Origin of the sequence: Pseudarthrobacter sp. TAF60_1, from assembly GCF_052113505.1 — a bacterium.
Taxonomy (GTDB): domain Bacteria; phylum Actinomycetota; class Actinomycetes; order Actinomycetales; family Micrococcaceae; genus Arthrobacter.
In genome coordinates this window covers 169,538-195,988 of sequence record NZ_JBFRDI010000007.1, presented here as the reverse complement: position 1 = coordinate 195,988, position 26,451 = coordinate 169,538, and the positions used below count along the sequence as shown (strand labels likewise).

At 66.2% G+C, this 26,451-nt stretch carries 19 protein-coding genes; 7 read left to right on the top strand and 12 right to left on the bottom strand.

All coding sequences use genetic code 11. From position 1 onward, the window contains the following. Nucleotides 1-107: 107 nt before the first annotated feature. A complete protein-coding gene (locus AB4Y73_RS10480) occupies nucleotides 108-1,295 on the bottom strand; it encodes a ubiquitin-like domain-containing protein (protein WP_441871365.1) in 1,188 nt (395 codons plus the stop codon). Nucleotides 1,296-1,551: 256 nt separating this feature from the next. Next, nucleotides 1,552-2,457 carry a TatD family hydrolase gene (locus AB4Y73_RS10475; protein ID WP_441871364.1) on the bottom strand — a complete coding sequence of 302 codons (906 nt, stop codon included), beginning with the start codon at nucleotides 2,455-2,457 and terminating at the stop codon, nucleotides 1,552-1,554. A gap of 163 nt (nucleotides 2,458-2,620) precedes the next feature. Between AB4Y73_RS10475 and AB4Y73_RS10470 the strand changes: the two genes are divergently transcribed. The 3 genes from AB4Y73_RS10470 to AB4Y73_RS10460 are packed head-to-tail and all read left to right on the top strand — an operon-like array spanning nucleotide 2,621 to nucleotide 7,693. Then, on the top strand, nucleotides 2,621-3,730 hold the full coding sequence (locus tag AB4Y73_RS10470) for an AAA family ATPase (RefSeq protein ID WP_441871363.1): 1,110 nt from the start codon (nucleotides 2,621-2,623) through the stop codon (nucleotides 3,728-3,730). Between the two features lie 13 nt (nucleotides 3,731-3,743). Continuing rightward, on the top strand, nucleotides 3,744-5,177 hold the full coding sequence (locus tag AB4Y73_RS10465) for a DUF58 domain-containing protein (protein WP_441871362.1): 1,434 nt from the start codon (nucleotides 3,744-3,746) through the stop codon (nucleotides 5,175-5,177). Then, entirely contained in the window at nucleotides 5,174-7,693 is a 2,520-nt protein-coding gene (locus tag AB4Y73_RS10460) for a transglutaminase family protein (RefSeq protein WP_441871361.1), read from the top strand. The genes AB4Y73_RS10465 and AB4Y73_RS10460 overlap by 4 nt, the downstream gene beginning before the upstream one ends. 50 nt (nucleotides 7,694-7,743) lie before the next feature. Here the strand turns inward: AB4Y73_RS10460 and AB4Y73_RS10455 are convergent, their stop codons facing one another. Next, on the bottom strand, nucleotides 7,744-9,243 hold the full coding sequence (locus AB4Y73_RS10455) for an NAD-dependent succinate-semialdehyde dehydrogenase (protein WP_441871360.1): 1,500 nt from the start codon (nucleotides 9,241-9,243) through the stop codon (nucleotides 7,744-7,746). Between the two features lie 222 nt (nucleotides 9,244-9,465). Continuing rightward, on the bottom strand, nucleotides 9,466-10,326 hold the full coding sequence (gene rsmI, locus AB4Y73_RS10450) for a 16S rRNA (cytidine(1402)-2'-O)-methyltransferase (protein WP_441871422.1): 861 nt from the start codon (nucleotides 10,324-10,326) through the stop codon (nucleotides 9,466-9,468). A 160-nt stretch (nucleotides 10,327-10,486) separates the two neighbouring features. Here rsmI and AB4Y73_RS10445 point away from each other — a divergent pair, with 160 nt between their 5' ends. Continuing rightward, on the top strand, nucleotides 10,487-12,169 hold the full coding sequence (locus tag AB4Y73_RS10445; protein ID WP_441871359.1) for a dolichyl-phosphate-mannose--protein mannosyltransferase: 1,683 nt from the start codon (nucleotides 10,487-10,489) through the stop codon (nucleotides 12,167-12,169). Nucleotides 12,170-12,236: 67 nt separating this feature from the next. After that, complete coding sequence (locus AB4Y73_RS10440; RefSeq protein WP_441871358.1) at nucleotides 12,237-14,069, top strand: AMP-dependent synthetase/ligase; 1,833 nt, start codon at nucleotides 12,237-12,239, stop codon at nucleotides 14,067-14,069. Here the strand turns inward: AB4Y73_RS10440 and AB4Y73_RS10435 are convergent. The 5 genes from AB4Y73_RS10435 to AB4Y73_RS10415 form a co-directional block, all read right to left on the bottom strand. After that, nucleotides 14,066-15,268 (bottom strand): TIGR01906 family membrane protein, encoded by a 1,203-nt coding sequence (locus tag AB4Y73_RS10435; protein ID WP_441871357.1) that lies wholly within the window; start codon nucleotides 15,266-15,268, stop codon nucleotides 14,066-14,068. The genes AB4Y73_RS10440 and AB4Y73_RS10435 overlap by 4 nt on opposite strands. An 81-nt stretch (nucleotides 15,269-15,349) precedes the next feature. Then, entirely contained in the window at nucleotides 15,350-16,588 is a 1,239-nt protein-coding gene (locus tag AB4Y73_RS10430; RefSeq protein WP_441871356.1) for a L,D-transpeptidase, read from the bottom strand. Nucleotides 16,589-16,651: 63 nt separating this feature from the next. Further along, complete coding sequence (ahcY, locus tag AB4Y73_RS10425; protein WP_441871355.1) at nucleotides 16,652-18,130, bottom strand: adenosylhomocysteinase; 1,479 nt, start codon at nucleotides 18,128-18,130, stop codon at nucleotides 16,652-16,654. 95 nt (nucleotides 18,131-18,225) lie between these two features. Next, complete coding sequence (locus AB4Y73_RS10420; RefSeq protein ID WP_441871354.1) at nucleotides 18,226-18,441, bottom strand: Trm112 family protein; 216 nt, start codon at nucleotides 18,439-18,441, stop codon at nucleotides 18,226-18,228. 183 nt (nucleotides 18,442-18,624) lie between these two features. Further along, on the bottom strand, nucleotides 18,625-19,014 hold the full coding sequence (locus AB4Y73_RS10415; RefSeq protein WP_441871353.1) for a DUF3499 domain-containing protein: 390 nt from the start codon (nucleotides 19,012-19,014) through the stop codon (nucleotides 18,625-18,627). Between the two features lie 120 nt (nucleotides 19,015-19,134). On the opposite strand from AB4Y73_RS10415, the gene AB4Y73_RS10410 reads away from it, so the two are divergent. Then, entirely contained in the window at nucleotides 19,135-19,650 is a 516-nt protein-coding gene (locus AB4Y73_RS10410) for a metallopeptidase family protein (RefSeq protein ID WP_441871352.1), read from the top strand. Nucleotides 19,651-19,715: 65 nt separating this feature from the next. On the opposite strand, the gene AB4Y73_RS10405 is transcribed toward AB4Y73_RS10410, so the two are convergent. The 3 genes from AB4Y73_RS10405 to AB4Y73_RS10395 are packed head-to-tail and all read right to left on the bottom strand — an operon-like array spanning nucleotide 19,716 to nucleotide 25,304. Next, nucleotides 19,716-21,371 (bottom strand): DUF5719 family protein, encoded by a 1,656-nt coding sequence (locus AB4Y73_RS10405; RefSeq protein WP_441871351.1) that lies wholly within the window; start codon nucleotides 21,369-21,371, stop codon nucleotides 19,716-19,718. 37 nt (nucleotides 21,372-21,408) lie between these two features. After that, entirely contained in the window at nucleotides 21,409-24,741 is a 3,333-nt protein-coding gene (locus AB4Y73_RS10400) for a glycosyltransferase family 2 protein (protein ID WP_441871350.1), read from the bottom strand. Nucleotides 24,742-24,770: 29 nt separating this feature from the next. Continuing rightward, complete coding sequence (locus AB4Y73_RS10395; protein WP_441871349.1) at nucleotides 24,771-25,304, bottom strand: WhiB family transcriptional regulator; 534 nt, start codon at nucleotides 25,302-25,304, stop codon at nucleotides 24,771-24,773. 417 nt (nucleotides 25,305-25,721) lie between these two features. Here AB4Y73_RS10395 and AB4Y73_RS10390 point away from each other — a divergent pair, with 417 nt between their 5' ends. Then, entirely contained in the window at nucleotides 25,722-26,420 is a 699-nt protein-coding gene (locus AB4Y73_RS10390) for a TIGR03089 family protein (RefSeq protein WP_441871348.1), read from the top strand. Nucleotides 26,421-26,451 lie beyond the last annotated feature (31 nt).

The following is a 26,451-nucleotide window of genomic DNA, read 5'->3' as shown; positions in this document are numbered from 1 at the left end:
CCCGGTTAACGGCGGTGGCCGGCCCCGGATTTCCCGGAGCCGGCCACTGATGCCTGTGTACCTGGCGGCTGTGGTCAGCTGCCGCCGGCACAGGTGTCGGAGGGTGCCTAGCTTGAAGCGGCCCAGCCACAGCCCCACGGCTGCAGTCCACGCTGCGCGTAGACCTTATTGGCGATGTCGATCTGCTGGGCCTTGGTGGCGAGGCTGGCGTTCGGGGCGTATGCGCCGCCGCCGGAGCCGATCCACGTCTGGATGTTGAACTGCAGGCCGCCGTAGTAGCCGTTGCCCGTGTTGATGGCCCAGTTTCCGCCGGCCTCGCACTGGGCGATCTTGTCCCACATGGCTTCGTTCATCATGGCCGGGGCCGCAGCACCGGTGTTGGCACCCGCGGCAGGTGTCGGCGCGGCGGCCGGCTTTGGCTTGCTGCCCACGGTGATCTTTTCCGTCACAGGCTGGACCGAGACTGCTTCGGAGACCAGCGTCCGGGAGGCTTCACGTCCGTCCACGAGAACCAGCTTGAAGGTTCTGTCGACCTTGCCGGCGACGCCGGCCTGGGTGACCTTCTTTTCCCCCTTGAACAGCTCGGGGCTTTCGGTGCTCATGCTGTCGAAGGCCACCTCTTCGGTGGTCGCGGCTGTCTGGCTGGTGTCCACGCGGGATACCTTTACAACCATGTTGTTCACCACGTGCGCGTTGCCGGGCTGGGATGCACGGTCATCGACGCCGAGGGTAATGCCCGCGTCTTGGAGCACCTGGGCGACGGTTCCCGCCGTCGTGGTGGCCGTGGATACCTTGCCGTCAGCAACAACGCTGACCGTCTTCGGGGTGGAGATGGATACATAGGAACCATCCACCGCGAGCTGGGCATCCTTGGGGACAGAAACTGAGGACGCACTCGCTATGCCGAGCTCGGTGACGAGGCCGGCAACATCCGGAGCGGTGGTGCTGACGGTCTTCTCCGCGCCATCCAGGCTGACCTTCACGGCCTTGGCCATATTGACGTTGATGACAGTGCCGTTCTCCACTTTGACGTCTGCCGAGGGCGAGACGCGGTCGGAAGGCTTCAGTTCCACGTTTGCGCTTTTCACTACCTGGCCAACCGTGCCGCCGAAGGACTGGACCGAGGTCACTTTCCCGTCGACGTTCAGGGTAACGGTTTTGTTATTTCCGACGAAGGCGACGAGGCCTAGGACCAGAGCGCAGAGCACGACCAATTGGGTGCCGATTTTGATAAAACTGAACTTGCCGTCCGTTGTGAAGAGCTTGACCACGATTGCCCGTAACTTTAGATCCATCCGGGCACGGGGAAAAACGCAGTGAAATAGCCGGCGCAGGCCCTTAGGGACAGCTCCGGGCATCGTTGCGCCGCCACACTTCCCTCCCGAGGCAGGCGCCATGAACGACGTGCCTGGCCTTCTGCGAGTGAAGTGAAATTATCCGAAGGCCTTCCCCGACCCCGGCTAATAATTCTCCACTGTAACCGTAGCGTTATAAAGCGGCCAAGAAATTCACATACTTAGTATGGTGGGCAGTGTCACGAAAAAGGATTTCCTAAGCCCAGGAACCGTATGCCCGCACGGTATTGTGGGCGATCCTCGCACAGAGTCCGGCGAGGTCGGTTCCTGTCAATTCGGCCATGGCCCGGACGGTGTACGGCACCATGTAACTGGCGTTGGGGCGGCCCCGGTGCGGATGCGGGGTCAGGAAGGGAGCGTCGGTTTCCACCAGGACCAGGTCCGGATCTGCCACCGCGAGCGCCGCCCGGAGGTTGGCGGCATTCTTGAACGTCAGTGTTCCCGCGAAGGACATGTTCCAGCCCGCCTCATTGCAGGTCCTGGCAAGCTCCTCATCGCCGGAGAAGCAGTGGAACACTACCCGCTCCGGAGCCCCCTCGTCGCGCAGGACCTGGACAACGTCGTCGTGCGCGTCCCGGTCATGGATCTGCAGGGTCAGATTCAGGCGCTTAGCGATGTCAATGTGCCGGCGGAATGAATAACGCTGGTGAGCCAGGCCCTCCCCCTCGGTGCGGAAGAAGTCAAGGCCCGTCTCTCCGATGGCCCGGATCCGCGGGTGGGCGGCCAGCCGTTCAATTTCAGCCAGCGCGTCCTCCAGCTCGCCGCGCCTGGCATAGTCCGGGGCATCGTTCGGGTGGAGCGCCACAGCCCCCAGCAACCGGCTGTCCTGGTCAACGGCCTGGACTGCGAACCGGGAAGACTCGAGGTCCGTACCCACTTGGATGGCACCCTGCACACCGACTGCCTCAGCTGCGTCCAAGGCAGCGGCAAGCGCCACCGGACTGTCGCCGTTGGGGAAATCGAAGTGCGTGTGGTTGTCCATCACAGGGACCGGCAAGGGTTCCGGGGCGGGCGGATAATCGGGGCGCTTCTGCTCGCCGGAACCGGCTGGAGCGACGGCCCCTGCAGCGCGGTATGCGGCGGGAATCAGCGGATTGCACATCCTTCCACCCTAGCGCCGTCGGATACCGGCAGAATTCAAGGAACTCTCTGTCAGCACCGGCAGTTGTGTTAGTAGTCTGGTACGAACAGATGCGAACGCCCACGCCGGGCGAAGGCAGGCCTGCTGTCCCGTCCCAGGTGATCCCCGGGCTGAAAGGTTGCAGATGGACCCCCACCGCCGCACCGCCGTCAACGAGGTAGCCCCTCCCGGCAGGAATTTGTCCCCGGTCTCCGGGCAGGTGGGGCACCTCAACGGCCACCGGACATCCGCCATGGACGCCGCGGAATTCCACGCCGCCAGCCGCCGTATCCTTGACTCGATCAACACTGTGATTGATGGTAAATCCGACGCCGCCAGGCTGGCCCTGACGGTGCTGCTTGCCCAAGGCCACCTCCTTCTTGAAGACGTGCCCGGCGTGGGAAAGACTTTGCTGGCGAAGAGCCTGGCCCGGACCATCGACTGCACGGTGAGCCGGATTCAGTTCACTCCCGACCTGCTGCCCTCGGACGTGACGGGCGTGTCCATCTATAACCAGGCAACGCGCCAGTTCGAATTCCGGCCCGGGGCGGTCTTCGCCAACATCGTCATCGGAGATGAGATCAACCGCGCCTCCGCCAAGACCCAGTCTGCGCTGCTGGAGTGCATGGAGGAGCACCAGGTCACTGTGGACGGAGATTCCTACAAGCTCGAAGAGCCGTTCATGGTGGTGGCCACGCAGAACCCCATCGAGATGGAAGGGACCTATCCCCTGCCCGAGGCCCAGCGGGACCGGTTCATGGCGCGCATCTCCATGGGCTACCCGGACAAGGACTCCGAGATCGAAATGTTGGAGACACATCAGGCCACCTCGCCGCTGGCCAAGTTGTCCGCCGTTGTCACCGCGGCGGATGTGGCCGCAATGATCGCCACCGTACAGCAGGTCTATGTCTCCCAGGCAGTGAAGGAGTACACCGTCTCCGTGGGCAGGGCGACGCGTGAAAGTCCCCTGCTCCGGCTGGGTGCAAGCCCGCGCTCCATGCTCCAACTGCTCCGGGCTGCCAAAGCCACGGCGGCGCTGGACGGCCGTGATTTCGTGCTGCCCGACGACGTTGTGGGTGTGGCGGAATCGGTACTGGCCCACCGCATCATCCTGGACCGCAAGGCTTCTGGTGCCGGTGAAACGCCGAACAGCGTTATCCGGGGGATCCTGTCCCGGCTTCCCGTGAGCCAGGACCCGGTGAACAGCCCCGCCCGGTCTTCGGCCGCGCCGGCCGGGTTGCGGCGGAACCACTAGGCGGGGCATTCCCATGGCGCTGCTTGATCGGTTTCCCCGGCATCTCTTCAGCCAGCGCGGGTGGGGGCTTCTGGCTGCAGGTGCTGTCGCCTTGGCGGCGGCGCAGATCATGGGACGCCGGGACCTCCTGAGCCTCAGTGTGCTGCTGATTGTCCTGCCTTTAGTCGCCCTTGCGGGCATCAGGCTCGTGAAGCCGCGCTTCCAGGTATACCGGGAATTCCACCCCTCCCCGGTGGAGACCTCCGCGGCCACCACCGTCCGGCTTGGGGTAGCCCGGAGCGGCTCGGGCGGCGGACGGGCCATCATGGAAGAGAAACTGCCTCCGCGGTTAGGCGAGTCCCCCGCTTTCCGCTTTCCTGCCCGGTCGGCCGCCGGCGGGACAAGCAGGTATGAATATCACCTGCACTCCACCAAACGCGGGCAGTACTTGATCGGCCCCGTGACCGCCGAGTTCACTGATCCGTTCGGTCTGTCCCTGCACCGCCAGGCCATCGACGACGGCGACATCCTCACCGTCACGCCCGCCGCCGTCGAGCTTCCTGTGACCGGGCTCGCGGGTGCCCGGGGGAACGACGGCATCACCGCCACCCGTATCCGCGCCAACCCCAGCGACGACGACGTGATGACCCGTGAATACCGTCCGGGCGACCCAATGCGGCGGGTCCACTGGGCGGCCACCGCCCGCCACGGCGAACTCATGGTACGGCAGGAGGAATCCGTGACGACGCCGGAAGCCACCATCATCCTGGATCAGCGGTTCGGCGCATTTTCCGGCAGCTCCGGCCCGGGTTTCGGGGGAACGCCTGCCGCGGATGGCCACGAGATGGCCAGCAGCGCCACGTTCGAGTGGGCAGTGGTGGCGGCGATGTCCATCTGCACGCACCTGGCGGAGCGGAACTACGCGCTACGCCTGCTGGATCCCCGTGGCGAGCCGGCTTTCCTCCGTTCACCGTCCGCACCCGAGCCGGATGCAGAGGAGTACTCGGGGACATCCGGCCTGCAGTGGATCGCTGAGAGTCTCGCCGCCATCCAGCTGTCCGGGCCGCACCACGGCGGATGGGAACTGCACTCCGGCAGGGAACGGCACGCTGCGAGGGAGCACAGCGGCCACGACTCCGACGTTTTCGATGACCATCTGATGGACAAGCTGTCAGCGCACCGGATGCGTGGGCCCATCATCGCGGTGCTCGGCAGGATCTCGCCTGCCGAAGCCCGGGCCTTGGCGCCGGGTGCGGGCTATGGGGCAAACGCCTTCGCCATCATCGTTTCGGACCGGCCCAAGGATTCCGAGGAAGCTCTGGAAACACTGCGCCGGGGCGGCTGGCGGGCGGTTGCCGTACCGGCCTCGGTTGCCGTACCCGTGGCCTGGAGCCACTTCGACCAGGAAGGGCCGGCGCCGGCCACAGCAGCAGCCGACGTCCGCCGCGGAGCGGAGGTGGGGCGGTGACGCTGGCACCGGAACGAAATGCCCCGCGTAAACCGCGGCCTGCTGGCGGAAGCGCGGGTACGGCTTCGGGCAGCCCGGGACCGGCTCCCGCCCGGGCACGGGTGGGGGCGTACCCATGGGCCATGGCCGGCGCTGTCGCCTTGTCTGTGGCCGGGGCAGCATTGTCCCTCAACGGAGTCCTGCGCGGGTGGGCCTGGTACCTGCCTGTCCTGACAACGGTGGTGGTGGTTTGCCTGGCCCTCGCCGTACTTCGCGCCGTGCGTGCCCATCCGCTCCTGGTGGCGGCCGGCGGCTTCGCATCCTTGATTGCCATCCTCACCCTGACTTTCTTCCGCAGCACTGGCATTGCCGGCTTCATTCCCTCCGGGGCGACCATGACCGAACTGGACAGGTTCATTCGCCGCGCCAGCGAGACAGTACTCGCCGAGAGTGCACCGGTGGCCCCAAACGCGGGGATCGTGATGGTCGCCTGCGCCGTCCTGGGCCTGACCGTCATTCTCGTTGATGCGTTGGCGGTCCCTCTCGGCATGCCTGCCACAACCGGCCTTGGCCTGCTTGCCATCATGGTTGTTCCGGCCATGGTGAAACCGCAAAGTGTAGGGGCTTGGGGATTCGGTGCTGCGGCGGCGGGCTACTTGCTGATCCTGGCCTGCAGCCAATGGTTTGCCCCTGATTCCCGGACCTCGGCAGAGAGCGGGAGGACCCCCGGGCAACTGCGGCGGGCCGCACTGACGGGAACCGTGGCACTGGTGGCCACGCTGACGGTTCCGCTGGCAATTCCGGGTTTCGATCAAGGTACGTTCCCTCAAGGTTCCCGCCTGAACCCCTGGGGCGCCGGTACGGGCCTGAACCCCATGATCACCCTGGGCAACAGCCTTCGAACCCCCGCCGGCACGGGCCGGATCACATATGCCACCAGCACGTCCGGGCCGCTGTACCTGCGGTCCGTCACAGTGGACAATTTCGACGGCGAGACCTGGGGGCCCGACGATCGGGACGCAGCGCGCCGGCCGGTCTCCGGGCAGATCCAGACCGGCTACGACATCACCGCGCCGCAGCAGCGGCAGGTCACCGTGGTGGACACCGGCACGTTTACCAGCCCTTACCTGCCGCTGCCTTACGCGCCGGAATCAATCCGCGGGCTCAACGGGTCCTGGACGTGGGACCCCGCCACCCTCGCCGTCAAGGGACTCAACACCAATACGCGCGCCCAGCAATATATTGTGGTGTCCTCCGAGCCGGCACTCACTGCCGCCATACTCCGGCAGTCGTCACAGGACGTGCGCGGAATCCCGGAAGAATTCACCAGGATTCCCGGTGGCGTGCCGGACATAGTCCAGCGCACCGCCGATGCGGTGACCGGTTCCAGCAATAACGCTTACGCCAAGGCGATGGCCATCCAGAAGTACCTGCGCTCAGGAGAGTTCACCTACTCCCTGCAGTCCCCCGTCCAGGGCGGCTACGACGGAAACGGGCTTTCGGTACTGGCCGACTTCCTCACCCAGAAGAGCGGCTACTGCATCCATTTCTCCTCCGCCATGGCAGTAATGGCCCGGCTGGAGGGAATCCCCAGCCGTATCGCGGTCGGCTACGCGCCGGGCCGGCCTACAGGAGCCAGCGTCTCTGTGGCCGGCCAGGGGGCCCTCCCGGAGTACGAGGTGGATGCCCGCGACGCCCACGCGTGGCCCGAACTCTACTTCCAGGGATTGGGGTGGGTGCCCTTCGAGCCCACCCCATCACGCGGAGTAGTGCCTGGTTACGCTACTGAACCCGTCAGCCCCGGCTCTCCCGACGTCGTTGAAAACAATAAGGACCTGCTGCCGAACGCAACAGCCCCTATACCGACGCCGAGCGCGACGGCGGCGCCCCTCCCGGGTGCCGGCGGGGGCGACGACCTCGGCCAGCTGCTCCTGCCGTGGCTGCCGGGCGCGGCCGGTGTCCTGGGGCTGCTCCTGATCTTGGCGTCACCCCGGCTGGTCCGCACGGGGATCCGCTCCCGGCGGCTCCAACGGACAGATCCGGACACGGGTGCCGCCGTTCCGCTGGCTTGGGCTGAACTGCGCGACTTGGGCACCGACTACGGCCTGCCGCCGCAGCCCAGCGAAACGGCCCGCGCCTACTCCGCACGCCTCCGGCGTTCCGCACTACTCGGGGAGCCAGGCGGGATGGAGGACGAGGCGCACCAAGCCGTCCTCACGCTGACCGCCGACTTCGAACGTCGGAACTATGGCCGGCCAGGCAACTACGCAGTCTCTGTAGAGCAACCTGACCGGGTGGCACGGCGCATCTCGGCAGTGCAGCAGTCGCTGCGGGACAACGCCTCACTCCCCCGGCGGCTGCGCGCCGCCTGGCTCCCGGCCTCGCTCTTGGGCCGTTGGGCCCGGCTCCTGACAGCCCCGTTCCGCGGGATCAGCACGCTGGCCCGCCGGTCGGTGCGGGCCGCAGCGCGCCTCAGGTCAGCGCGCATCTGGTCAAGGGCACGCGGCAGCTTACTCCGTGCGCGACGCGGGCACTGACACGGAGGAACCGCAGCGAAAGTGCCTCCCAGCCGGCAGCTCCTCCCGGTTCAGCCGGCGTACGGGTCAGCGATCCCGATGTACTGGGTATACAGGTATTCCTCAATGCCTTCGAGGCCACCCTCGCGTCCCAGCCCGGACTGCTTGACGCCGCCGAACGGTGCTGCGGCATTGGAGATGACGCCCGCGTTGAGGCCCAGCATCCCGGTCTCAAGGCGTTCACCCATGCGGATCCCGCGGTTCAGGTCCTTGGTGAAGACATAGGCCACAAGCCCGTATTCGGTGCTGTTCGCCAGCCGGACGGCCTCTTCTTCGGTGCCGAAGGTGATGATCGGTGCGACGGGCCCGAAAATCTCCTCAGCCAGGATCCGGGTCCCTTCGGTGACGCCTGTCAGGATGGTGGGCTGATAGAAGTAGCCCGGGCCCTCCGCTGCGGCGCCGCCGATGACTGCTGTGGCCCCTGACGCCACGGCATCGGTGACGAGTTCATGGACCTTGTCCCGGCTCTTGGCATCGATCAGCGGGCCCACCTTGGACTCGGGCTCAGTGCCGCGGGCGGTGGTCATGCCACGCATTTTGTCGGCGAACTTCCTGGCGAATTCGTCCGCGACCGACTCGTGCACAATGAACCGGTTGGCCGCCGTGCAGGCCTCACCCATGTTGCGCAGCTTGGCCACCATGGCCCCGGCAACGGCGGCGTCCAGGTCCGCATCCTCGAACACCACAAACGGGGCGTTCCCGCCGAGCTCCATGGAAGTCCGCAGCACGGTTTCAGAGGCATCGGCCAAGAGGCGGCGGCCCACTTCGGTGGAGCCGGTGAAGGACAGTTTGCGCAGGCGCTGGTCCTTGATCAGCGGGCCCGTGGTGGCGCCGGCAGTAGACGTCGGAATAACATTCAGGACCCCGGCAGGCAGGCCGGCTTCCAGCATGACGGCAGCGAACAGCTGGGACGTGAGCGGCGTCAGGTTGGCCGACTTCAGCACCATGGTGCAGCCGGCGGCCACAGCGGGGGCGATCTTGCGGGTGGCCATGGCCAGCGGGAAGTTCCACGGTGTGATCAGCAGGCATGGTCCCACCGGCTTCTTGGTGACCAGCAGCCGGGACTTCCCGTCCGGCGATACCGAGTAACGGCCGAACGCGCGCACCGCCTCCTCCGAGAACCAGCGCAGGAACTCCGACCCATAGGTGACCTCACCCCGGGCCTCCGCCAGCGGCTTGCCCATCTCCAAAGTCATCAGCAGCGCGAAATCTTCGGCCCGCTCCGTGACCAGATCGAACGCCCGCCGGAGGATTTCGCCGCGCTCCCGGGCAGGCACCTTAGCCCAGGACTCCTGGGCGTCAGCGGCAGCATCCAGAGCCGCCATGCCATCCTCGGGGCCGGCATCGGCGACGCTCACCAGGACCTTCCCGGTGGCGGGATCCTCGACGTCGAACGTCTTCCCCGAAGCGGCAGGCCGCCACTCACCATTGATCAGCAGCCCGGTAGGAACGGAAGCCAGCAGCTCGCTCTCGCGGTCCGCAGTTACAGCAGTCTGTGCAGTGACGGTCACGGTGACTCCCTCGTCAGTAAGAGTGGTTGAGCCCTGCGGGGCCGTAGGTGCCCCGCCTCGCGGCTAATTCCTTTCACAGTACTGCTCTGCCGGACCGGGGGTCTACGCCTGAATGCACCGCCCGCGAAGCCCCGGGGTGTGCACCTGCACAACGCTGCGTCCAGTATCGGCGGGGGCTGCTTTCCGCTCGTCCTTTGTCCGCCCCGGCCCTGCCGTCTGCCTTCAGCGCGCCGCCAGCACCGCCGAGTACAGCTCGCGCTTGCTGACGCGCACATCTTCAGCGACGGCAGCCACTGCTTCCTTAAGCCGGATGCCCTGGGCCATTAACTCGTTGACGGCTGCCACGTGGTCTTCGGGCGTGCCAGGTGCCTGCTCTGGTGCCCCGCCCAGCACCACCGCAATCTCGCCACGGACCTCGTTGTTCTCCGCCCAGAGCAGCAATTCCCCCACAGTGCCGCGGATGACTTCTTCATAGGTCTTGGTCAGCTCGCGGCAGACAGCGATCCGCCGCTCGGATCCGAAGCGTTCCCGGAGCGCCCGAAGCATCGGCTCAAGCCGGTGCGGCGCCTCGAAGAAAACCATGGTCCGGCGCTCCGCCGCCAGGTCGGCAAGGCGCGACGCGCGTTCGCCCGCCTTCCTGGGCAGGAAGCCCTCGAAGCAGAAACGGTCGGTGGGAAGGCCGGACAGTGCCAAGGCTGTCAGCACGGCAGACGGCCCCGGGGCTGCGGTCACTGTCAGCCCGGCAGTCACAGCCCCTTCCACCAGGCGGAAGCCGGGGTCCGACACGGACGGCATTCCGGCATCCGTCACCATAACGAGGGTCTTGCCCGCCCGTACCTGGTCCAACAGCTCAGCTGTCTTGGTGGCCTCATTGTGCTCGTGATAACTGATAACCCGCCCGGCAACCGTCACGCCAAGGCTCTGGACCAAGCGGTGCAGGCGCCGGGTGTCCTCGGCTGCCACGATGTCGGCCGTGCCCAGCAGTTCGATCAGACGGGCGGAGGCGTCGCCGGTATTGCCGATCGGCGTGGCCGCCAGGACGATCCGTCCGGGCCCGGCAGCGGCCGGACCAGCAGCGGCCAGATCCGGCTCAGCTTCGGGCGAGCGATCGGCAGGGCAGGATTCGGGCGCGCTGGATTCGGCAGTGCTGGATTCGGCAGGGCTGGATTCGGCGAAGGTATTGGGGTTAGGGTCCACCCCACCAGCCTACTGCTGGCAGGGGAAGCAGGCCGTAAAAGGTAGCATGGGGCTCGTGACGCAGACCTCGATGCGGCCTGCCGAGGCCAGAGAAACCATTCCGCGTGCCGGCCGCCCGTGGATCGCCCGCCCAGCGGAGGCCTTTTCCGCCGAAGGCCTCCGCGAGCGCCTCATCGGCGACATCCTCAGCTGGCGTGATTACCCGCCGTCGCTGCGCATCTGGTTCTGGCTGGTTCCTGCCCTGACCACCCTGCTTGGCGGCATCCTCCGTTTTGTGCGCCTGGACACCCCGCACAGCCTGGTCTTCGACGAAACGTACTACGTCAAGGACGCCTACTCCTACCTGGTCAGTGGCTACGAGCGCACGTGGCCGGACAAGGCCAACGACTCCTTCAACGCCGGCAACCCCGCGATCCTGCTGGACAGTCCGGAATACGTGGTCCATCCACCGGTGGGCAAATGGATGATCGCCGGGGGCATGTGGCTGTTCGGCTCGGATAATCCGTTTGGCTGGCGGTTCGGCGCCGCACTGACGGGCACCCTGTCCATCCTGCTTCTGACGCTCATCGCGCTGAAACTGTTCCGCTCCCTGCCGCTGGCTGCGGCGGCCGGCCTCCTGCTCGCCGTCGACGGCCACCACCTGGTCATGTCCCGGACCTCCCTGCTGGACATCTTCCTGATGTTCTGGATCCTGGCCGCCTTCGGGGCCTTACTGCTGGACCGCGATGACGGGCGGCGCCGCCTCGCTGCCAGGCTTGCGCGGCTCGCGGGAGCGTCGACGACAGGCCGCCCGTCGGGTGGCCAGCTGCTGGCGGGCCCCTGGCTGGGTATCCGCTGGTGGCGGCTCGCCGCGGGCGTCTGTATGGGTCTGGCAATAGGCACCAAATGGTCTGGCCTGTTCTTCCTTGCCGGGTTCGGCATCCTCACTGTCCTGTGGGACCTGAATGCCCGCCGAGTGGCGGGAATCCGCGGCTGGATCAGCGGGGGAATCATCAAGGACGGGCTCCCGGCCTTTGCCAGCATGGTTCCCGTGGCCGCCCTCGTTTACACGGCAACCTGGACCGGATGGTTCCGTTCCAAGGATGCCTACTTCCGCCGCTGGGCCGAGGCAAATCCGTCCGCCGGGTGGGGCTGGGTGCCGGACCCGCTCCGCTCGCTGGCGCACTACCATCTGGAGGCCTACAAGTTCCACCAGGGCCTGAGCTCGGAGCACCCCTATGAGGCCAGCGCCTGGAGCTGGCTGGTCATGGGCCGGCCAACCTCGTTCTACTACCAGCAGCCGGGACCGGAGACCCTGGAGTGCCAGGCAGCCCGCTGCGCCTCAGCGATCCTGTCAGTCGGGAACCCTCTGATCTGGTGGAGTGCCGCTATCTCGCTGGTGGTCCTGCTTTTTTGGTGGGCCGGCCGCCGGGACTGGCGGGCAGGGGCAATCCTCGCGGGCATGGGTGCGGGGTACCTGCCGTGGTTCCTGTATCCGGAACGCACCATGTTCTTCTTTTACGCCGTTTCCTTCGAGCCGTTCCTGATACTGTCCCTGGTCTATTGCCTGGGCCTGGGCCTTGGCCGTGAAGGGGACCCGCTCTGGCGTCGGCGCTCGGGCCTCTACCTGCTGGCGCTGTTCGTCGCCGCCGCCCTCCTGCTGTCCGCGTTCTTCTACCCGCTGTGGACCGCGGAGACCATTTCCTACGAGGAATGGCGTTACAGAATGTGGATGCCATCCTGGATCTAAGGCAGGATGGATCAGACCCTCGAAATAGCCGCGCGCCGCGGTACGGCTGTGGAACGGAGACGCCCCCGTGCGAGAAGCAAGCACAGACCTCCTGGTGGAGCTGGACCCCGACAGCAATGTCACTGACCTTTTGCTCCAGCAGGAAGCTGCCAACCCCGCCCACCCGCTTTACGCCCGAAAGGGCCCAAATGGCTGGACTGATGTACCGGCGCACAAATTCCTGCAGGATGTCCGCGCCCTCGCCAAGGGGCTGATTGCCGGCGGCCTGGAGCCGGGAGACAGCGTGGTGGTCATGTCCGCAACCCGCTATGAGTGGACCCTGGTTGACTTCGCCATATGGTTCGCCGGCGGCGTGACCGTGCCCGTCTATGAGACCTCCTCCCCCGGACAGGTGGAGTGGATTTTGCACGACGCCGGCGCCCGCCACGTGTTCGCCGAGGACCGAAACAAGGTGGCTCTGATCACCAATGTGCTGGAAACCTCGGCAGTCCTGCGGGACCGGCTGGTCAGTGTGGTCAGGATGGATTTCGACGGCGAAGCCCCGGACCTCGCCAGCCTCTCGGCTGCCGGAATGGGGGTGACGGACGCCGAACTGGAACGCCACCGCACGGCCGCCGGCCTTGCCGACGTCGCGTCCTTGGTTTACACGTCGGGCACCACCGGCCGCCCCAAAGGCTGCGAGATCACCCACGGCAATTTTGCGCTCGTGGCCGTCAATGTGGCGGCATTCCTGCCCGAGATCCTGAAGCAGCCCCATGCGCGTACCCTGATGTTCCTGCCTTTGGCCCACGTGCTGGCCCGCGCTGTCCAGGTGGCCTGCCTCCACGCAGGCGCGACGCTGGGCCACGTCAACAGTGCTGCAGCGCTGCTTGATGACCTGGGGACCTTCAAACCGACTTTCCTCCTGGCTGTGCCCCGGATTTTCGAAAAGGTGCGGGCGGGTGCCGCGCACAAGGCGGCCATGGCCGGCAGGTCGCGGATCTTCGGGGCGGCCTCCTCAACGGCCATCCGCTACTCCACCGAGCAGGACAAGGCAGCCCGTGGTCAAGGCACAGGGCCGGGCTTCGCGTTGCGGTTGCAGCATGCAGTTTTTGACCGGCTCGTGTATGCCCGGCTCCGCCACCTGTTCGGCGGCCGGGTGGGCCACATGGTGTCCGGCGCCAGCCCCCTGGCACCCGACGACGCGCATTTCTTCCGCGGTGCGGGAATCCCGGTCCTCGAGGGCTACGGGCTGACTGAAACCACGGCGCCCTGTACCGCCAACACGATAAGCCGCACCCGGGTGGGCAGCGTGGGCATCCCCCTGCCAGGAACCACCATCCGCGTCGCAGAGGACGGCGAAGTGCTGGTTAAGGGCATCGGCGTCTTCAAGGGATACCACGGCAACCAAGCAGCCAACGCGGAGGCCTTCGTGGACGGGTTCTTCCGCACCGGGGACCTCGGCGAACTCGACCCTGAAGGTTTCCTGACCATTACCGGCCGCAAGAAGGACCTGCTGGTGACCGCCGGAGGGAAGAACGTGGCTCCCGGACCGCTCGAAGAAAAGATCCGCACGCATCAGCTGGTGGACCACGCAGTGGTAGTGGGCGACGGGAAACCCTACGTGGCCGCGCTCGTCAGCCTGGACGCCGCCGGTCTCGAGCACTGGTGCCAGGAAAACAGTGTGAAGCTATTGTCCCTGGCCGAAGCAGCCCGGGACCCCCGCATCCGGAGCGCGATCCAGACTGCCGTGGATCACGCCAACACGCTCGTGTCCAAGGCTGAAGCCGTCCGCACCTTCACCATCCTGGCTGCGACGCTGACGGAGGACTCCGGCCACCTGACGCCATCACTCAAACTCAAGCGGGCCGCCGTCGTCAGGGATTTTGAAGCGGAGATTGCCGGGCTGTACAGCAGCTAGGCCGGAACCTCAGCCGCTTCCTCGTCGTCTTTGAGCAGACCGCGACGGCGGCGCGTTGGCCAGGTGAGAATCAGCGTCACCAGTGAGGCCAGGAGGACAAGTCCGCCGATGACGATGCCCGCGTCAATCCAGAACTGCCCCGGGAACAGCCGGATCAGGGTGTCCTCCAGTGCGAAAGTCCAGGTACCGCTGGCGAAGAACAGCCGGTGGAACTCTGTGAAGAACTGCTGCCAGCCCAGCACCGCCAGTGCGCCGAGGCCAAGGATGATGGCCAGGGACACGATGGAGCCCGCGAACAGCCCCCGCCGCACTCCCCCGGTGCTGCGGCGGCGCAGGTAGGCGATAGCCACGATACTCAGCACGATCAGGATCGCACCTGCGCCGAAGGCCGAGAGAATGACCAGTTTTACGTCCGCCATGTGGCTGACTTCGCCGTCCTTGAACAGGCTGGCGCCACTCCGGTTCACCAGGTCACCGAGGTAACGCGGCCCGGCCCAGTTGCTGAGATAATCCACGGTGTAGGAACCGTAGGTCATCCTGTCGTCAGTGTTGAAGCCGTACCCGTCGCCTGGAAACCCGGGCCTGTTGTACTCGATCCACAGGAACAGCGGGCTGGTCACCGCGCGGACGGCGAGCACCAACAGGATCACGGGGTAGAACAGGGCCAGGAGGACCTGCCAGATGCGCGGGGCCACCGGTTTTGCGTTGGCCGCGCTTTCCCGCTCCGCGTTGCGGCGCTCCACTTCCTCCTCGGGAGGGCGGACCTGGAGTGCCGACGTGGGCAGCGGTTCGTAATAAGGGCTGGACTGGTGGCGTGCCGCACCGGCGAGGGGTGTTTCCCTCCCGGCGGCCGCGGGGGAAGACCCGACGGCGGTGTGGCCGGCTCCAGTGCGGCCGGCGTCCGTGCTGTCGGCTCGGGAAAGTTCGTCGCGGGCGGGCTCCGCGCCGGAACCCTCGGCTCCGGCGCCCTCGGCCGTTGCAGGCTCAGCGGCTGCACTTACAGGGCCTGCGCCGTCCGCGGCCGCGGATCTGGCTTCAGCCGGTCCGGCGGCGGCCTCCGCCGCTTTGCGGTCGGCGCGGCTCTCGGGCTGACCCGTCATCCAGGCGAAGGCGGGCTCATCCGAGTCCGAAGAAGTATCAAGGTGCGGATCCGGCTGCGGCTCCGTGCGCTTGGCAGGGGTCGGCGAGTTGTCGTTCACAGCAGCGTCACTTCCGTTGGGGTCCGTGCCGCCCGGCTCTGGTCCGGGCAGCGCAGTGTGTCAGGTCTCGAGCCTAGCGGCCTAGTTGTCATACTGGGCCCAAGGGATGTTCCAGTCCCCATAGCCGTCATCCAAGGCGGCGTAGTCGCCTTCGGTGTTAATGATCTGCACAACATCGCCCGTGGTCATGTTGTCGAAGACCCAGGCCGCGCCGTCGGGGGCGAACCCGATGCAGCCGTGGGAAACGTTGGTGTTGCCGATGTAAGGGTAGGCGGACTCGAGCGCCTGGTGAATATACGCCCCGCTGAGTGTAAGCCGGATGGAGTACTCCACGTCCACCTCACCGTAATACGCCGGGTCCCCCGGTTTAAGCCCGATGCTCGCGGCGCGGAAGTGGTCGTGGCGGTTCTTCTCCATCAGCACGGCATAGCCGCGGGCCGACGGGAAGCGCTTGTCTCCCATGCTGACAGGGAGGGTCTTGACCACCTGATCATTGACACTGAGGGTAAACGTGTGTGCTGCGGCGTCGGCGATGGCAACTTTCTTGTCACCGAACCGGATGTTCACCTTCTTGTTGAAGTTGGCGATCTGGCCGTTGCCGAGGTCCACTCCGAAGAGCTGCATGTCCATGGTGACGGTGGAGTTGGCCGCCCAGAAGGCTTCCGGCCGGTAGCGGACCATAGTGTCGCTGAACCAATGGAAGGCACCTGTCTGGCCGGCACTGGAGGTGACCTTGATGGCCTTCTCCACTGCATCCCGGTTGACCACCGGTTCACTGAAGATGACCTGCAGGGGCTGCCCCACTCCCACCTTCATCCCATCCAGGGGGTAGATCGCAGCGTCCGCCTCGTGAGTACTGGAGACCGTGTTGAACGACTGTGTGGTGGTGGTCTCGCGCCCGGCTGCGTCGGTAACCACATACGTGTAGCTGTATTCGGTGTTGAATTTCAGCGGCGCCGTGGCGGACCAGCTGCTGCCATCAGTCGCGAAGGTGCCTGAAATTGCTTCGCCCGAGGTGCTGGTGAGGGTGACGCTCTCGATCCTGCCGTTGCCCACCTTCACGGAGACCGGCGACGCCGGGTTGACCTGTTTGGCGGCGGCGGCAGGGGTGATGTCCACCTTGACCGGAGGCACGACGGGCGATGCCACGCCCGGAGCCGAACGGACTGCGGAGGCTGCCTCCGATTCGAGGGCACCGCGGGTCAGGCCCGGAGCGACGGCGGCGAACACACCGCCTGCTGCAGCCAGAACGCAGACGGTCGCCACGACGAGAATCTTCTTGGCGGTCGACATCCGGTGTGGCTTTGCTTCAGGCTCCATAGTCCGATCTTAATGGTTGAAGGTAACAACCCCGGGCGCGGTCCGCGCCCGGGGAGTCACACCTCAGTAACGATAGTGCTCCGGCTTGTAGGGGCCGGCGACGTCGAGGTCCAGGTATTCGGCCTGTTCCTTCGACAGTTCGGTGAGCTCGACGTCGAGGGCGTCCAGGTGGAGCCGGGCAACCTTTTCGTCGAGGATCTTGGGCAGGACGTAGACCTGGTTTTCGTACTCGCGGCCGCCCTCGGGCTGGTCCCGCTTCGTCCACAGCTCGATCTGGGCAATGGTCTGGTTGGCGAAGGAGTTGCTCATCACGAAGGACGGGTGGCCGGTGGCGTTGCCGAGGTTCAGCAGGCGCCCCTCGGACAGGACGATGATGGAGCGCTCTTCCGCAGTTCCGGCGTCGAACACCCACTCGTGCACCTGCGGCTTGATCTCGACCTTCTTGACACCCGGGATCCGGGCGAGTCCGGCCATGTCGATCTCGTTGTCGAAGTGGCCGATGTTGCCCACAATGGCTTTGTCGCGCATCCCGGCCATGTGCTCCGCGAGAATGACGTCCTTGTTGCCCGTAGTGGTGATGAAGATGTGGCCTTCGCTGAGGACGGACTCAAGCTTCGCCACCTGGTAGCCGTCCATGGCTGCCTGGAGGGCGCAGATGGGATCGATTTCGGTGACGATCACGCGTGAGCCTTGGCCGCGGAATGCCTCCGCTGCGCCCTTGCCGACGTCACCGTAGCCGCAGACGACGGCGACCTTGCCGCCCATCAGGACGTCCGTAGCCCGGTTGATGCCGTCGGGCAGGGAGTGCCGGATGCCGTACTTGTTGTCGAACTTGCTCTTGGTAACGGAGTCGTTGACATTGATGGCGGGGAACAGCAGCTTGCCCTGTTCAGCCAGCTGGTAGAGGCGGTGCACGCCGGTGGTGGTTTCCTCGGTGACGCCGCGCAGGTGGGAACCGATCCGGGTCCAGCGCCGGCTGTCCTCCTTGAGGGAGGCGCGGAGCACGTCCAGGAAGATCCGGCCTTCTTCGGACTCGTCCTCCGCTGCGTCCGGCACAGCGCCGGCGGCTTCGAATTCAACACCCTTGTGTACCAGCATCGTGGCATCGCCGCCGTCGTCCAGGATCATGTTCGGCCCGAGTTCCGGATCAGCGTCTGCGCCCGGCCAGGTGAGGATCTGCTGCGCAGTCCACCAGTATTCTTCGAGGGTTTCGCCCTTCCAGGCGAATACCGGAACGCCCTGGGGGTCCTCAGTTGTGCCGGTGCCCACCACAACGGCGGCCGCAGCTTCATCCTGGGTGGAGAAAATGTTGCAGGAGGCCCAGCGGACCTCGGCGCCAAGCGCGGTGAGGGTTTCGATGAGTACGGCGGTCTGCACCGTCATGTGGAGGGAGCCGGCGATCCGTGCACCCTTGAGCGGCTGGCTGGGGCCGAACTCCTTGCGAAGGGACATCAGCCCCGGCATCTCGTGCTCGGCCAGCCGGATCTGGTGGCGTCCGGCTTCGGCCAGCGAAATATCGGCGACCTTGTAGTCAATTGTCATGGGATTCCTTTGCTCTGTCCGATAGCGGCGACGGCGTTGAGGCGTCAGCGTGAAAATCTTTAGTTCTGTGTCGTTGGGTTTCGGTCCGGCTCGGACTAAGCGGAGTCGTGCTGGTCGGAGCCGGCCGCGGTGGCGGCCTGCAGCAGTTCCGGCGGCAGGAGGAGCGGGATGCCGTCCTGGATCGGATAGCGGAGCAACACGGCTGACTCTCCCGCCGCCGTCGATACAAGCTCTTCGCCTTCCTGGACCAGCGGCGAGCCGGTCACGGGACAGCGCAGGACGGACAACAGTTCAGGACTGATCTTTGCCATGGTGGATGCTCCCGAAAGGGCGCGCGTTCGCACGCCGGTGGCTGACTAATTAGCAGGTTCAAGCGTACCGCCACATCAGCGCAGGCCAGGTGTGCGTCCTGGGACATTCACGATCAGAAAGATCTGTGCGTGGATGGAAAGGAACGGTGGGCACGCGGAAGATCCTGCCGGGGAGGTTCGCGATCAGGACGGTTCGCGCAGGATACGGAGATGCCCCCTGCGTGTGCCCTCGGCACCGGCCGGTGCTTCCAGCGCTGAGTGCGCGGCGCGCTGGGCCTGCGTTGCCTGCGGCTTGGGCGGCAGCGCCGCCGCTTCCCGGACCGCGTTGGCAAGGGCAAGGAGGTCATCCGGGCCAGGCTGCTGCGGAGTGGTGGGCATCGCCAGGCGAAGCACTTCCCAACCGCGGGGAACCGTCAGTGACCCGGCATGCTGCTCGCACAAATCGTAACAATGCGGCTCGGCATAGGTGGCCAGAGGTCCGAGGACGGCGGTGGAGTCAGCGTAAACGTACGTCAAAGTGGCTACCGCTGACTGACGGCAGGCCGATCTTGAACATTGACGGATAGCTCCCACGACATCACAGACTACTCTGCCTGAGCGCCCTTTCCCGGCATTTGGCGCCCCACTCGCCGCGCCCCGGACCGGGCTGCGGTTAGTGTCGCGTAAAACTGCGGCCGGGTTTACAGTCAATGTATGCAGTCATCGAACCATGATTCAGCTTTTTCGGTCCGTTTGGCTGACCCGGACGCCCGAAGCGGAGAAGCGGGCCCGAGCTCACCGGGCCGAAGCTTTTCTATGCGCCGCAGGAACCGCCATGGCCGTGGCCTGCGAGGGGAATTGGTGCTGCCTACGCATCCCGGGTACCGGACGCGGTCCGACCGTTTTGATGACATGGTGCTGGACTCCGCACAGCGGCTCCACGACATCTGGGGCAAGACACTGGACGGGGTTCGATTTGCCGTGGACGAGATCCCGCCGGACCTGGAACAGCTGGTGGCCGCCGCCGCGCCGCCGCCCATGGGCGCGTACACTCCGGCAACGGACGGCGAAGGACCGGTGATCACCCTGTATCGGCGGGTGGTGGAACAGGGCTGCGGCAGCCGGGATGAACTCCAGGACCTGGTCCACGACGTTGTGGTGGAGCATACGGCCGAGATGCTCGGAGTGGCACCGGAAACACTCGATCCGGTCTACCGCCGCAGGTACTGAGCCGCCGGGGCTAGCCCCATTTTGCTGTCCCGACTACCGGTACTGAACTTCACCCGGAAGCAGCCTTAATAGCCGAGCGCGACTGCGACTTTTTCCTGTCCCGAGGCGGCCGGCATCAAGGCCAGGGTCGAAATATCCTCCCGACCCTCCTGCTGCAGCAGCAGGGCCCCGTAGGCGGCGTCGCCGGACGCAGAGACGACGTACGCCACCACGGCTGACTCCTCCACCGTCGCCGGAAGCTTGATGGAGGTGGTGGTTCCGCCGGCGACGTCGGCAGTTGCGGCCGGGCGGATCCTGCCGTCCGCCGTGACGGGTGCGTAGGAAATCGTGGCCCGGTTTTCCAGCACGCCGAAGACCAGGGTGCGGTCACCGCCCTGCGGCACCGGAACAACGTGCTGGCTGCCCAGCCTGACGCCGGAGGCCGCCCAGGCCACATCCGAAGCCTTGTTGCCATTGACTCCGCGCGTAACCCGTGCCGACGCCACGAACGACACGTCCGAGCTGGTGGATACCGTGTACTGGCCCGCCGGAACCCCTGCCAGTGAAACCTCGGTGACGGACCCGGCCTTTGCCGTGACTACACCGCCGCCGGGCAGGGCTTTCTGGCCGTCCCGGCCGAAGAGTTTGACCTCCACTACCGCATCGGACGGGCCTGGGACGGTGATGTTAAGAGCGGGGCCGGCGTCGCCGAAGCCACTCTTTCCGATGATGGAGGAAATCCCGCCCGCGTCCTGGATGTCCAGGCCGGTCATGACCTGGCGGGCGGCGGGCGCCGCCCCTGGCACGATGAAGTCCACGCCTCCGGGCGTTAGTCCCCTCAGGACGCTTTGTTGTATGGCTGCCGCTACGGGACCGCCGGCGCTGCGGACATGGACGCTCAGCTGCGGCTCGCCGGGGGCCAGGCCGGCGAGGACTATTGAACGGGTGGTTCCTGGAGCGACAAGGAGACCCCTGCTGCCGGGGGCCTGGATCTGCCCCTTGCTGCCAAACAGCTCAAGGCTCACGGTGGCGGGCGTGCTCGAGGCGTTGCTGAGGACCAGGACGGACGTGCGCCCCACCGTGGTGCTCGCGCCGGCGAGCCAGAGGTCGTTGGCTGGCGGCGTGCAGTTGGCTGCCGCTGAACCTTGCAGGTCGCCGTCCGTGGCCGAGTACTTCAGCACACCGGCCGCCGACGGCTTCTGGCCTCCCATGGCAGCCGCGCCCAGCACGGTGGCACCACTCACGCTGTGACCGTTGAGCACGCCGGCTTTCAGGTCCTGGGGACCCGCCTGGGCTGACTGGCCGCCACCTTTGGCGATCTCGACGGCGGGCGTCCCGTTGAGGGCGGAGAGCTGGCTGGCGGGCAGGACCCCACCCGGGGCGCTTAGCACGGCGCCGGTGACGGCGCTTTTGGCCGTCGCGGACTCGGGGCTGAATTGGGGGTCGGTGCCGGCTTCGGTTCCTTCGAGCAGGCGCGCCGGTCCCGGACATACCCCGACGCTTGCGCCGGCTGGAACGGAGGCCAGCGTGGCCGGGATGCCACGGCCGCCCCCGGGCTGCGGGGCGAACGATGCGGCGGCCACGATACCGCCTGCCGCAGCGACAATCGCCACCGCCGATACCAGTCCGGCCAGCATTTCCCTGGACGGTGTTTTTCGGGCCGCAGGCCGGTCAGGGCCGCGGGTGCCGCCCACCTCTGGCGCCCTTACAGAAACGTCCGGTTCCTGAACAGTGGCCGTCATAGATTTTCCTGCCGTCGCGGCGGCGTCTGGAGCGTCCTTATGCATTCTGGTGTTCCTTACGCAAAGATCCCTCGTCCCGTGACAGGCCCGTGTTGGGCCGCCGTGCCGGCATGGGTAGGGCGAGCATCACGGTGAGTGCGAAGACCGTGACCTGCGCAATTCCGGACCACAGGGCCCACGGGGCGTCATACCGGATAATCAACTGGCCTGCCGACGCCGGCAACGTGAACGCCTGGGCGGAGCCTGACGTGGTGGAGGTCAGCTTCCGCCCGTCGAACCAAGCGCTCCATCTGGGATCCGCCCGCTCGGCGAGCACCACGAGCCTGCCTTCCGGACCCTCGGAGACGGTGGTGTCGACGTCGTCGTATCTTGAAGGCACCAGGGCCACCGTGGCACCGGCCGGGTCCACGATCCGCACCCGGTGGGCGACGTCAGCGGGCTGCAGGACAGGCTGGTTGAGCGGGGTAATCCGCCAGAGCCAGCCCACGTCCGTCTGGCCTACGGCAACCAGGCCGGGTACGGCGTCCATCCTGCTGGCCGTCAGCTGGGCCGCTGTGTCCGCCGAGCGCAGCACTACGAAGCCGGCGCCAAGGCGCTCCAACTCCGGCCTGGGATCCACACCCTGGCCGGCCACCAGCGTAGCCACAACGCTGCGGAGCGACGCTGTGACGTCGTCATCTTCCCGCAGTGTTTCCTCGCCGGGTGCGCCCATGATGTTCCGGGCGGCGGCGATCGCCGAAAGGCTGTCCAAAGTGGTTCCTGCGCCACGCATCAGCGAGGCGTCAAAAGTGCCGTTCTCGTGGGTGCTAATCAGCAGGGTGCGTGTTTGCTCCGGCCCGGTACCCCGGTCGATCGCCGTCGCGGGAAGTGTCCGCGCACGCCCTACCTCTACGAGCCGCGGCGTTCCAAGTGCCGGTCCGGCGGAACCGTCGGCAGCCTGCGCCGCCGCAGCCGGCCGAAGGACGTTCTGCGCCGACCACACCGCCATGCCGGCCAACGGACCGGCCATGAGGATCACCGTGGCGACGGCGGTGGCAGAGCGAAGGGCAACGCTGCGCCTGACGTTCAGCGAGGCGGAGCGGTCCGCTGCATCCAGCAGGCGCTCGGCGCCGATCAGCGCCGCCGCAAGGAACGTGAAGCCGGCGGCTGAAACAGCCGGGCCGGTGAACGGTGTAACCAGCGTGTCGGCGTTGGCTGCCGTGGCAACATGTCCGGCCAGCCAGCCGCCCACCAGGATGATCAGTGCCGCGACCCACAGGGCGCGTGCAGTCCCGCTCCGTTTGCCGGGAAGAAACAGGGCGGCCACTCCAAGCAGCAGGACCGGGACGGCCACGAGCAGCGCCAAGAGAAGTGCCCACGGGATGACATCCCCGCTAAACCACGCAAGGCCGTGCAGGCCGCCGCCGGGCGCAAAGAGCAGTGGCTGGCCCAGGAGCTGCTGCCACAACGGTGCCGCCTCAAATCCGAGCGGAACGCCCGGATCTGCCAGGAGCGCCCGCGGCCTGTCTAGGACGGAGAGTCCAAAGGGAAGAAAGAGTGCAGCGCTGGGCAGCAGCGCCCACCACACTGTGCGGCCACGCCGGCCGAGCATCAGCCCGCACAACACAATCAGCACCGCGGCGGGGATCAGCAGCGCGGGTGCAGAGGCCGCAACTACGGCCAGGGCCAGGCCCGCAGCGGCTGCGGCCGTCCACGAAGGCATCCCGTTGATCCCGGGCCGTGAAGGCGGCTTTTCGGTGAACCGACGCTCGCCCGGGGACGGCAGGGCAAACCGTCCATGGCCCACAGCGGAGCCTGTGGCCCGCAGCAGTGCCAGGACGAGCAGCGGGACCATCATGTGGGCAACCAACGCGCCTACCCGGCCTTGGTTGAGGGCCACCTGCAGGGCCGGTGCGGCAGCCCAGAAGAGCGCTGCAATAAAGCGGAAGCGACGCCGCGTTGTCACCCCTCCGGAGGCAAACCATGCAGTCAGGCCGGACAGCGGAGCAGCGAGCAGAAGCAGCCAGGCCATGGCCGCGTTTGCATCGCCGCCGCCGAAAACGCCGAGGATCCACAGGACGTAGTCAAAGGGGTCGCCCTTGCCGGGAAGGCCTGCCCCCAGGCTGATCCACCAGCTCGAGGCGTGATGCCAGATTTCGCCCAAGGATGCCGAAACCGGTATCAGTCCGCCACCGGAAACGGCTTCGGCCCGGAACAAGCCGCTGAGCGCCGTGAGGGAAGCAGCAGATGCAACGACGATGGCAGCGAGCGCGCCGGCCCCCACCCAGCCGCGTTCGGTGGTGGTCAGCGCCGCGAAGTCGTCTGAGGAGTCGCCTGTCGGCTGGTCGGCGAGCGGATCCTGCACCAGGCCGTCGGCAGTGGACTTGTCTGCCCCCAGCGCTTCGATCAGGGAGCGGCGGTGGTTCCATACTTCACGGCGGGGCGTCTGAAGTTTCCTGATGACAGAACGCCGGATCCGGCGGGTGCTGGCCGCCGTGCGGCGCGACTTAGCCAAGGCAGCGGGCCGGGCCAGTGCCGCGAACGTGGCTACCAGCTGAGAGACCCCGTGCCCCGGGTCCTTGACGGCAACGCTGAGGACGAGTTTGAAGATGCTGCCGAGCAGCGCACCCACGGCGTGGAAAGGTACTTTCCAGAGCGGCGCGTGCTTAAGCCGGAGGTGAACCTGCGCTTTGCGGGCCGCGGAGGGGATTCCCTGGGCATGGGGCCGATGGGCAACATGGAACATGCGCGCCGTGGGCACAACTACAACACGGTGCCCTGCGAGACGGTTGCGCCAGCAGAAGTCCACGTCGTCGCCGGTGCCCGGGAGGGCGGGGTCAAAGCCCGTCAGGTGTTCCCAGATATCACGGCGCACCAGCATGCCGGCCGAGTTAACCGCGAAGGTGTCCGAACGGCCGTTGTATTGGCCTTGATCGAGTTCGTCGGCATCGATAAGGGTGAGGCGCTCGGCCCACCGGCTGGTGGACAGTCCTACGTCAATCAGGCGGCGTTCGTTGTGCCAGTCCAGTTGCTTGCAACCGGCGACAGTGACAGACGGTGCGCGTTCCACGGCACCCAAGAGCTCCGCCAGGGCCTCCGGCGCCGGCGCTGCATCGTCATGGAGCAGCCAGATCCACTCTGTGGCGGCCCGTTCGGCCTGGCCCTCCCAAGGTGAGCGCGCGCTGAGCGCGGCGCGCACGGCGCCGCCCATCCCGCTCCTGCCGTGCGGAAAACCTATGACATTCTCTGCGCCCAGCGCCCGTTCCAAGAGGACCGCGGAATCGTCCCGCGAGCCGGTATCCACTCCGATGACGGAATCGGCGGGGCGGGTCTGGTCCGCGAGTGCGGCCAAGGTTTTGGGGAGATAGGCACTGCCGTTGTGGGAGACCACAACGGCAGTGACATGTACTTCCTGAAGAATTAGCTTGCTCGCTTCCTTAGCCGCCGGCGTTCACGCTCGGACAGGCCACCCCAAATGCCGAACCGTTCGTCATTAGCCAGCGCGTATTCGAGGCACTGTGAGCGCACGTTGCAGGCGCCGCATACCTTCTTGGCGTCCCGCGTGGATCCGCCCTTTTCCGGAAAGAATGCTTCCGGGTCGGTCTGGGCGCACAACGCATCGGTCTGCCAGCCAAGTTCGCCCTCGTCATCAAAGTCCTGTTGGAACGGCAGTCCGATCCATACCGGCTGGGTAGCTTCGGGGCCGGGCGTGCGCAGTTCCATGGGCGGGTCGAGGTCGTCCTCGTCGTGGCCGCCGTCAAGGAGCGCTTCGTGCGCCGCCAGGAAGGCTGTGGCCTGGTCCTGGAGGGAATCCTTGGTGTTTCGGTTGTAGCGGTCCGCGGCGTCAGGATCGGCGGGATCCACGTACCAGTCGCTGGGCACTCCCCGTGCGCGGTATTTAGCCGTTGCCTGGCCGGCGACGGCATCTTCATGGATACGCTCTGCTTGCCCCACGGCGACCCTCCTGAAAGTTTGACGCCACTGCATGGTTCCCGTTGACACTCGGTTGAGTGCCCGTAATTACGCAGTAGCCTTCGATATCTAATTACACGTGTGTAACTAGCGGAGAGTCAAGCCGTCGATCGGATAATAATCATCTTTTCCGGCGAAACGCCGTCACGCCACGCCCGGGAATTCTCCCAACGGTCGGCGCGTCGAATGAGGGATGGTCTCAGTCGAGCACCGAAGCGCCCGATTGCCATGAATTTCGGCCGAAAATACAGAAGCAATCGTCATAAGCCAAATTACAGGACAAACTTACTGTGACTAACATCACAGCCGTGGACGTGGTCGGAGCCCTATTTCGGATGGCGAAACGGGCTACTTCCCCCACCCAAGGTGTGTCCTAAGCGCCCGTGACAAGATGGTGCCATGACTATCCCGGCGATCGAACTGATGACCAGCATGCGTTCCGGCCACGCCACCTCACCCCGGCTCACGTGGTACGGGCCGGACTCCGAGCGGGTGGAGCTCTCGGGCCGCGTCCTGGACAACTGGGTCGCCAAAACTGGCAACCTGCTGCAGGACGAACTGGACGCCGAGCCGGGGATGCGTCTGGGCCTTGACCTTCCCGTCCATTGGAAATCACTCATTTGGGCCCTGGCCGCCTGGCAGCTCGGCATGGAAACAGTCATCGACGGTGGCGCGGCTGAGCTGCTCGTTACCGACAAGCCCGCAACCGAGGCGGGAAAGTACGACGCCGTTATCGCCGTCGCGCTGCCTGCGCTTGCCATGCGGTGGCCGGGAAACCTGCCCCCCGGAGTCCTCGACTATGCAGCTGAGGTGCGCTCACATGGCGACATTTTGATGGCCCACTCAGATCCATCAGCGTCCGGCTGCGCCATCACTGACCACGAGGGGACGCGCCACCTCCATGCCGACCTGCTGACCGGCTTCTCAGCCCGGCACGAAGCGGGTGTGAGGCTCCTGGTCACGGCCGGGGACGGTTTGGAAGCAGCCCTTGCCAGCTGCCTTGGCGCCTGGCACAGCGGGGGTTCAGTGGTTCTGGCCCACCCGGATGTAAAGCTGACAGACCAGCTTCTGGCCACGGAACGCATCAACGGAGAGTAGCGTCCCGGGATGGGCCGCGTCGGCTGCCTCA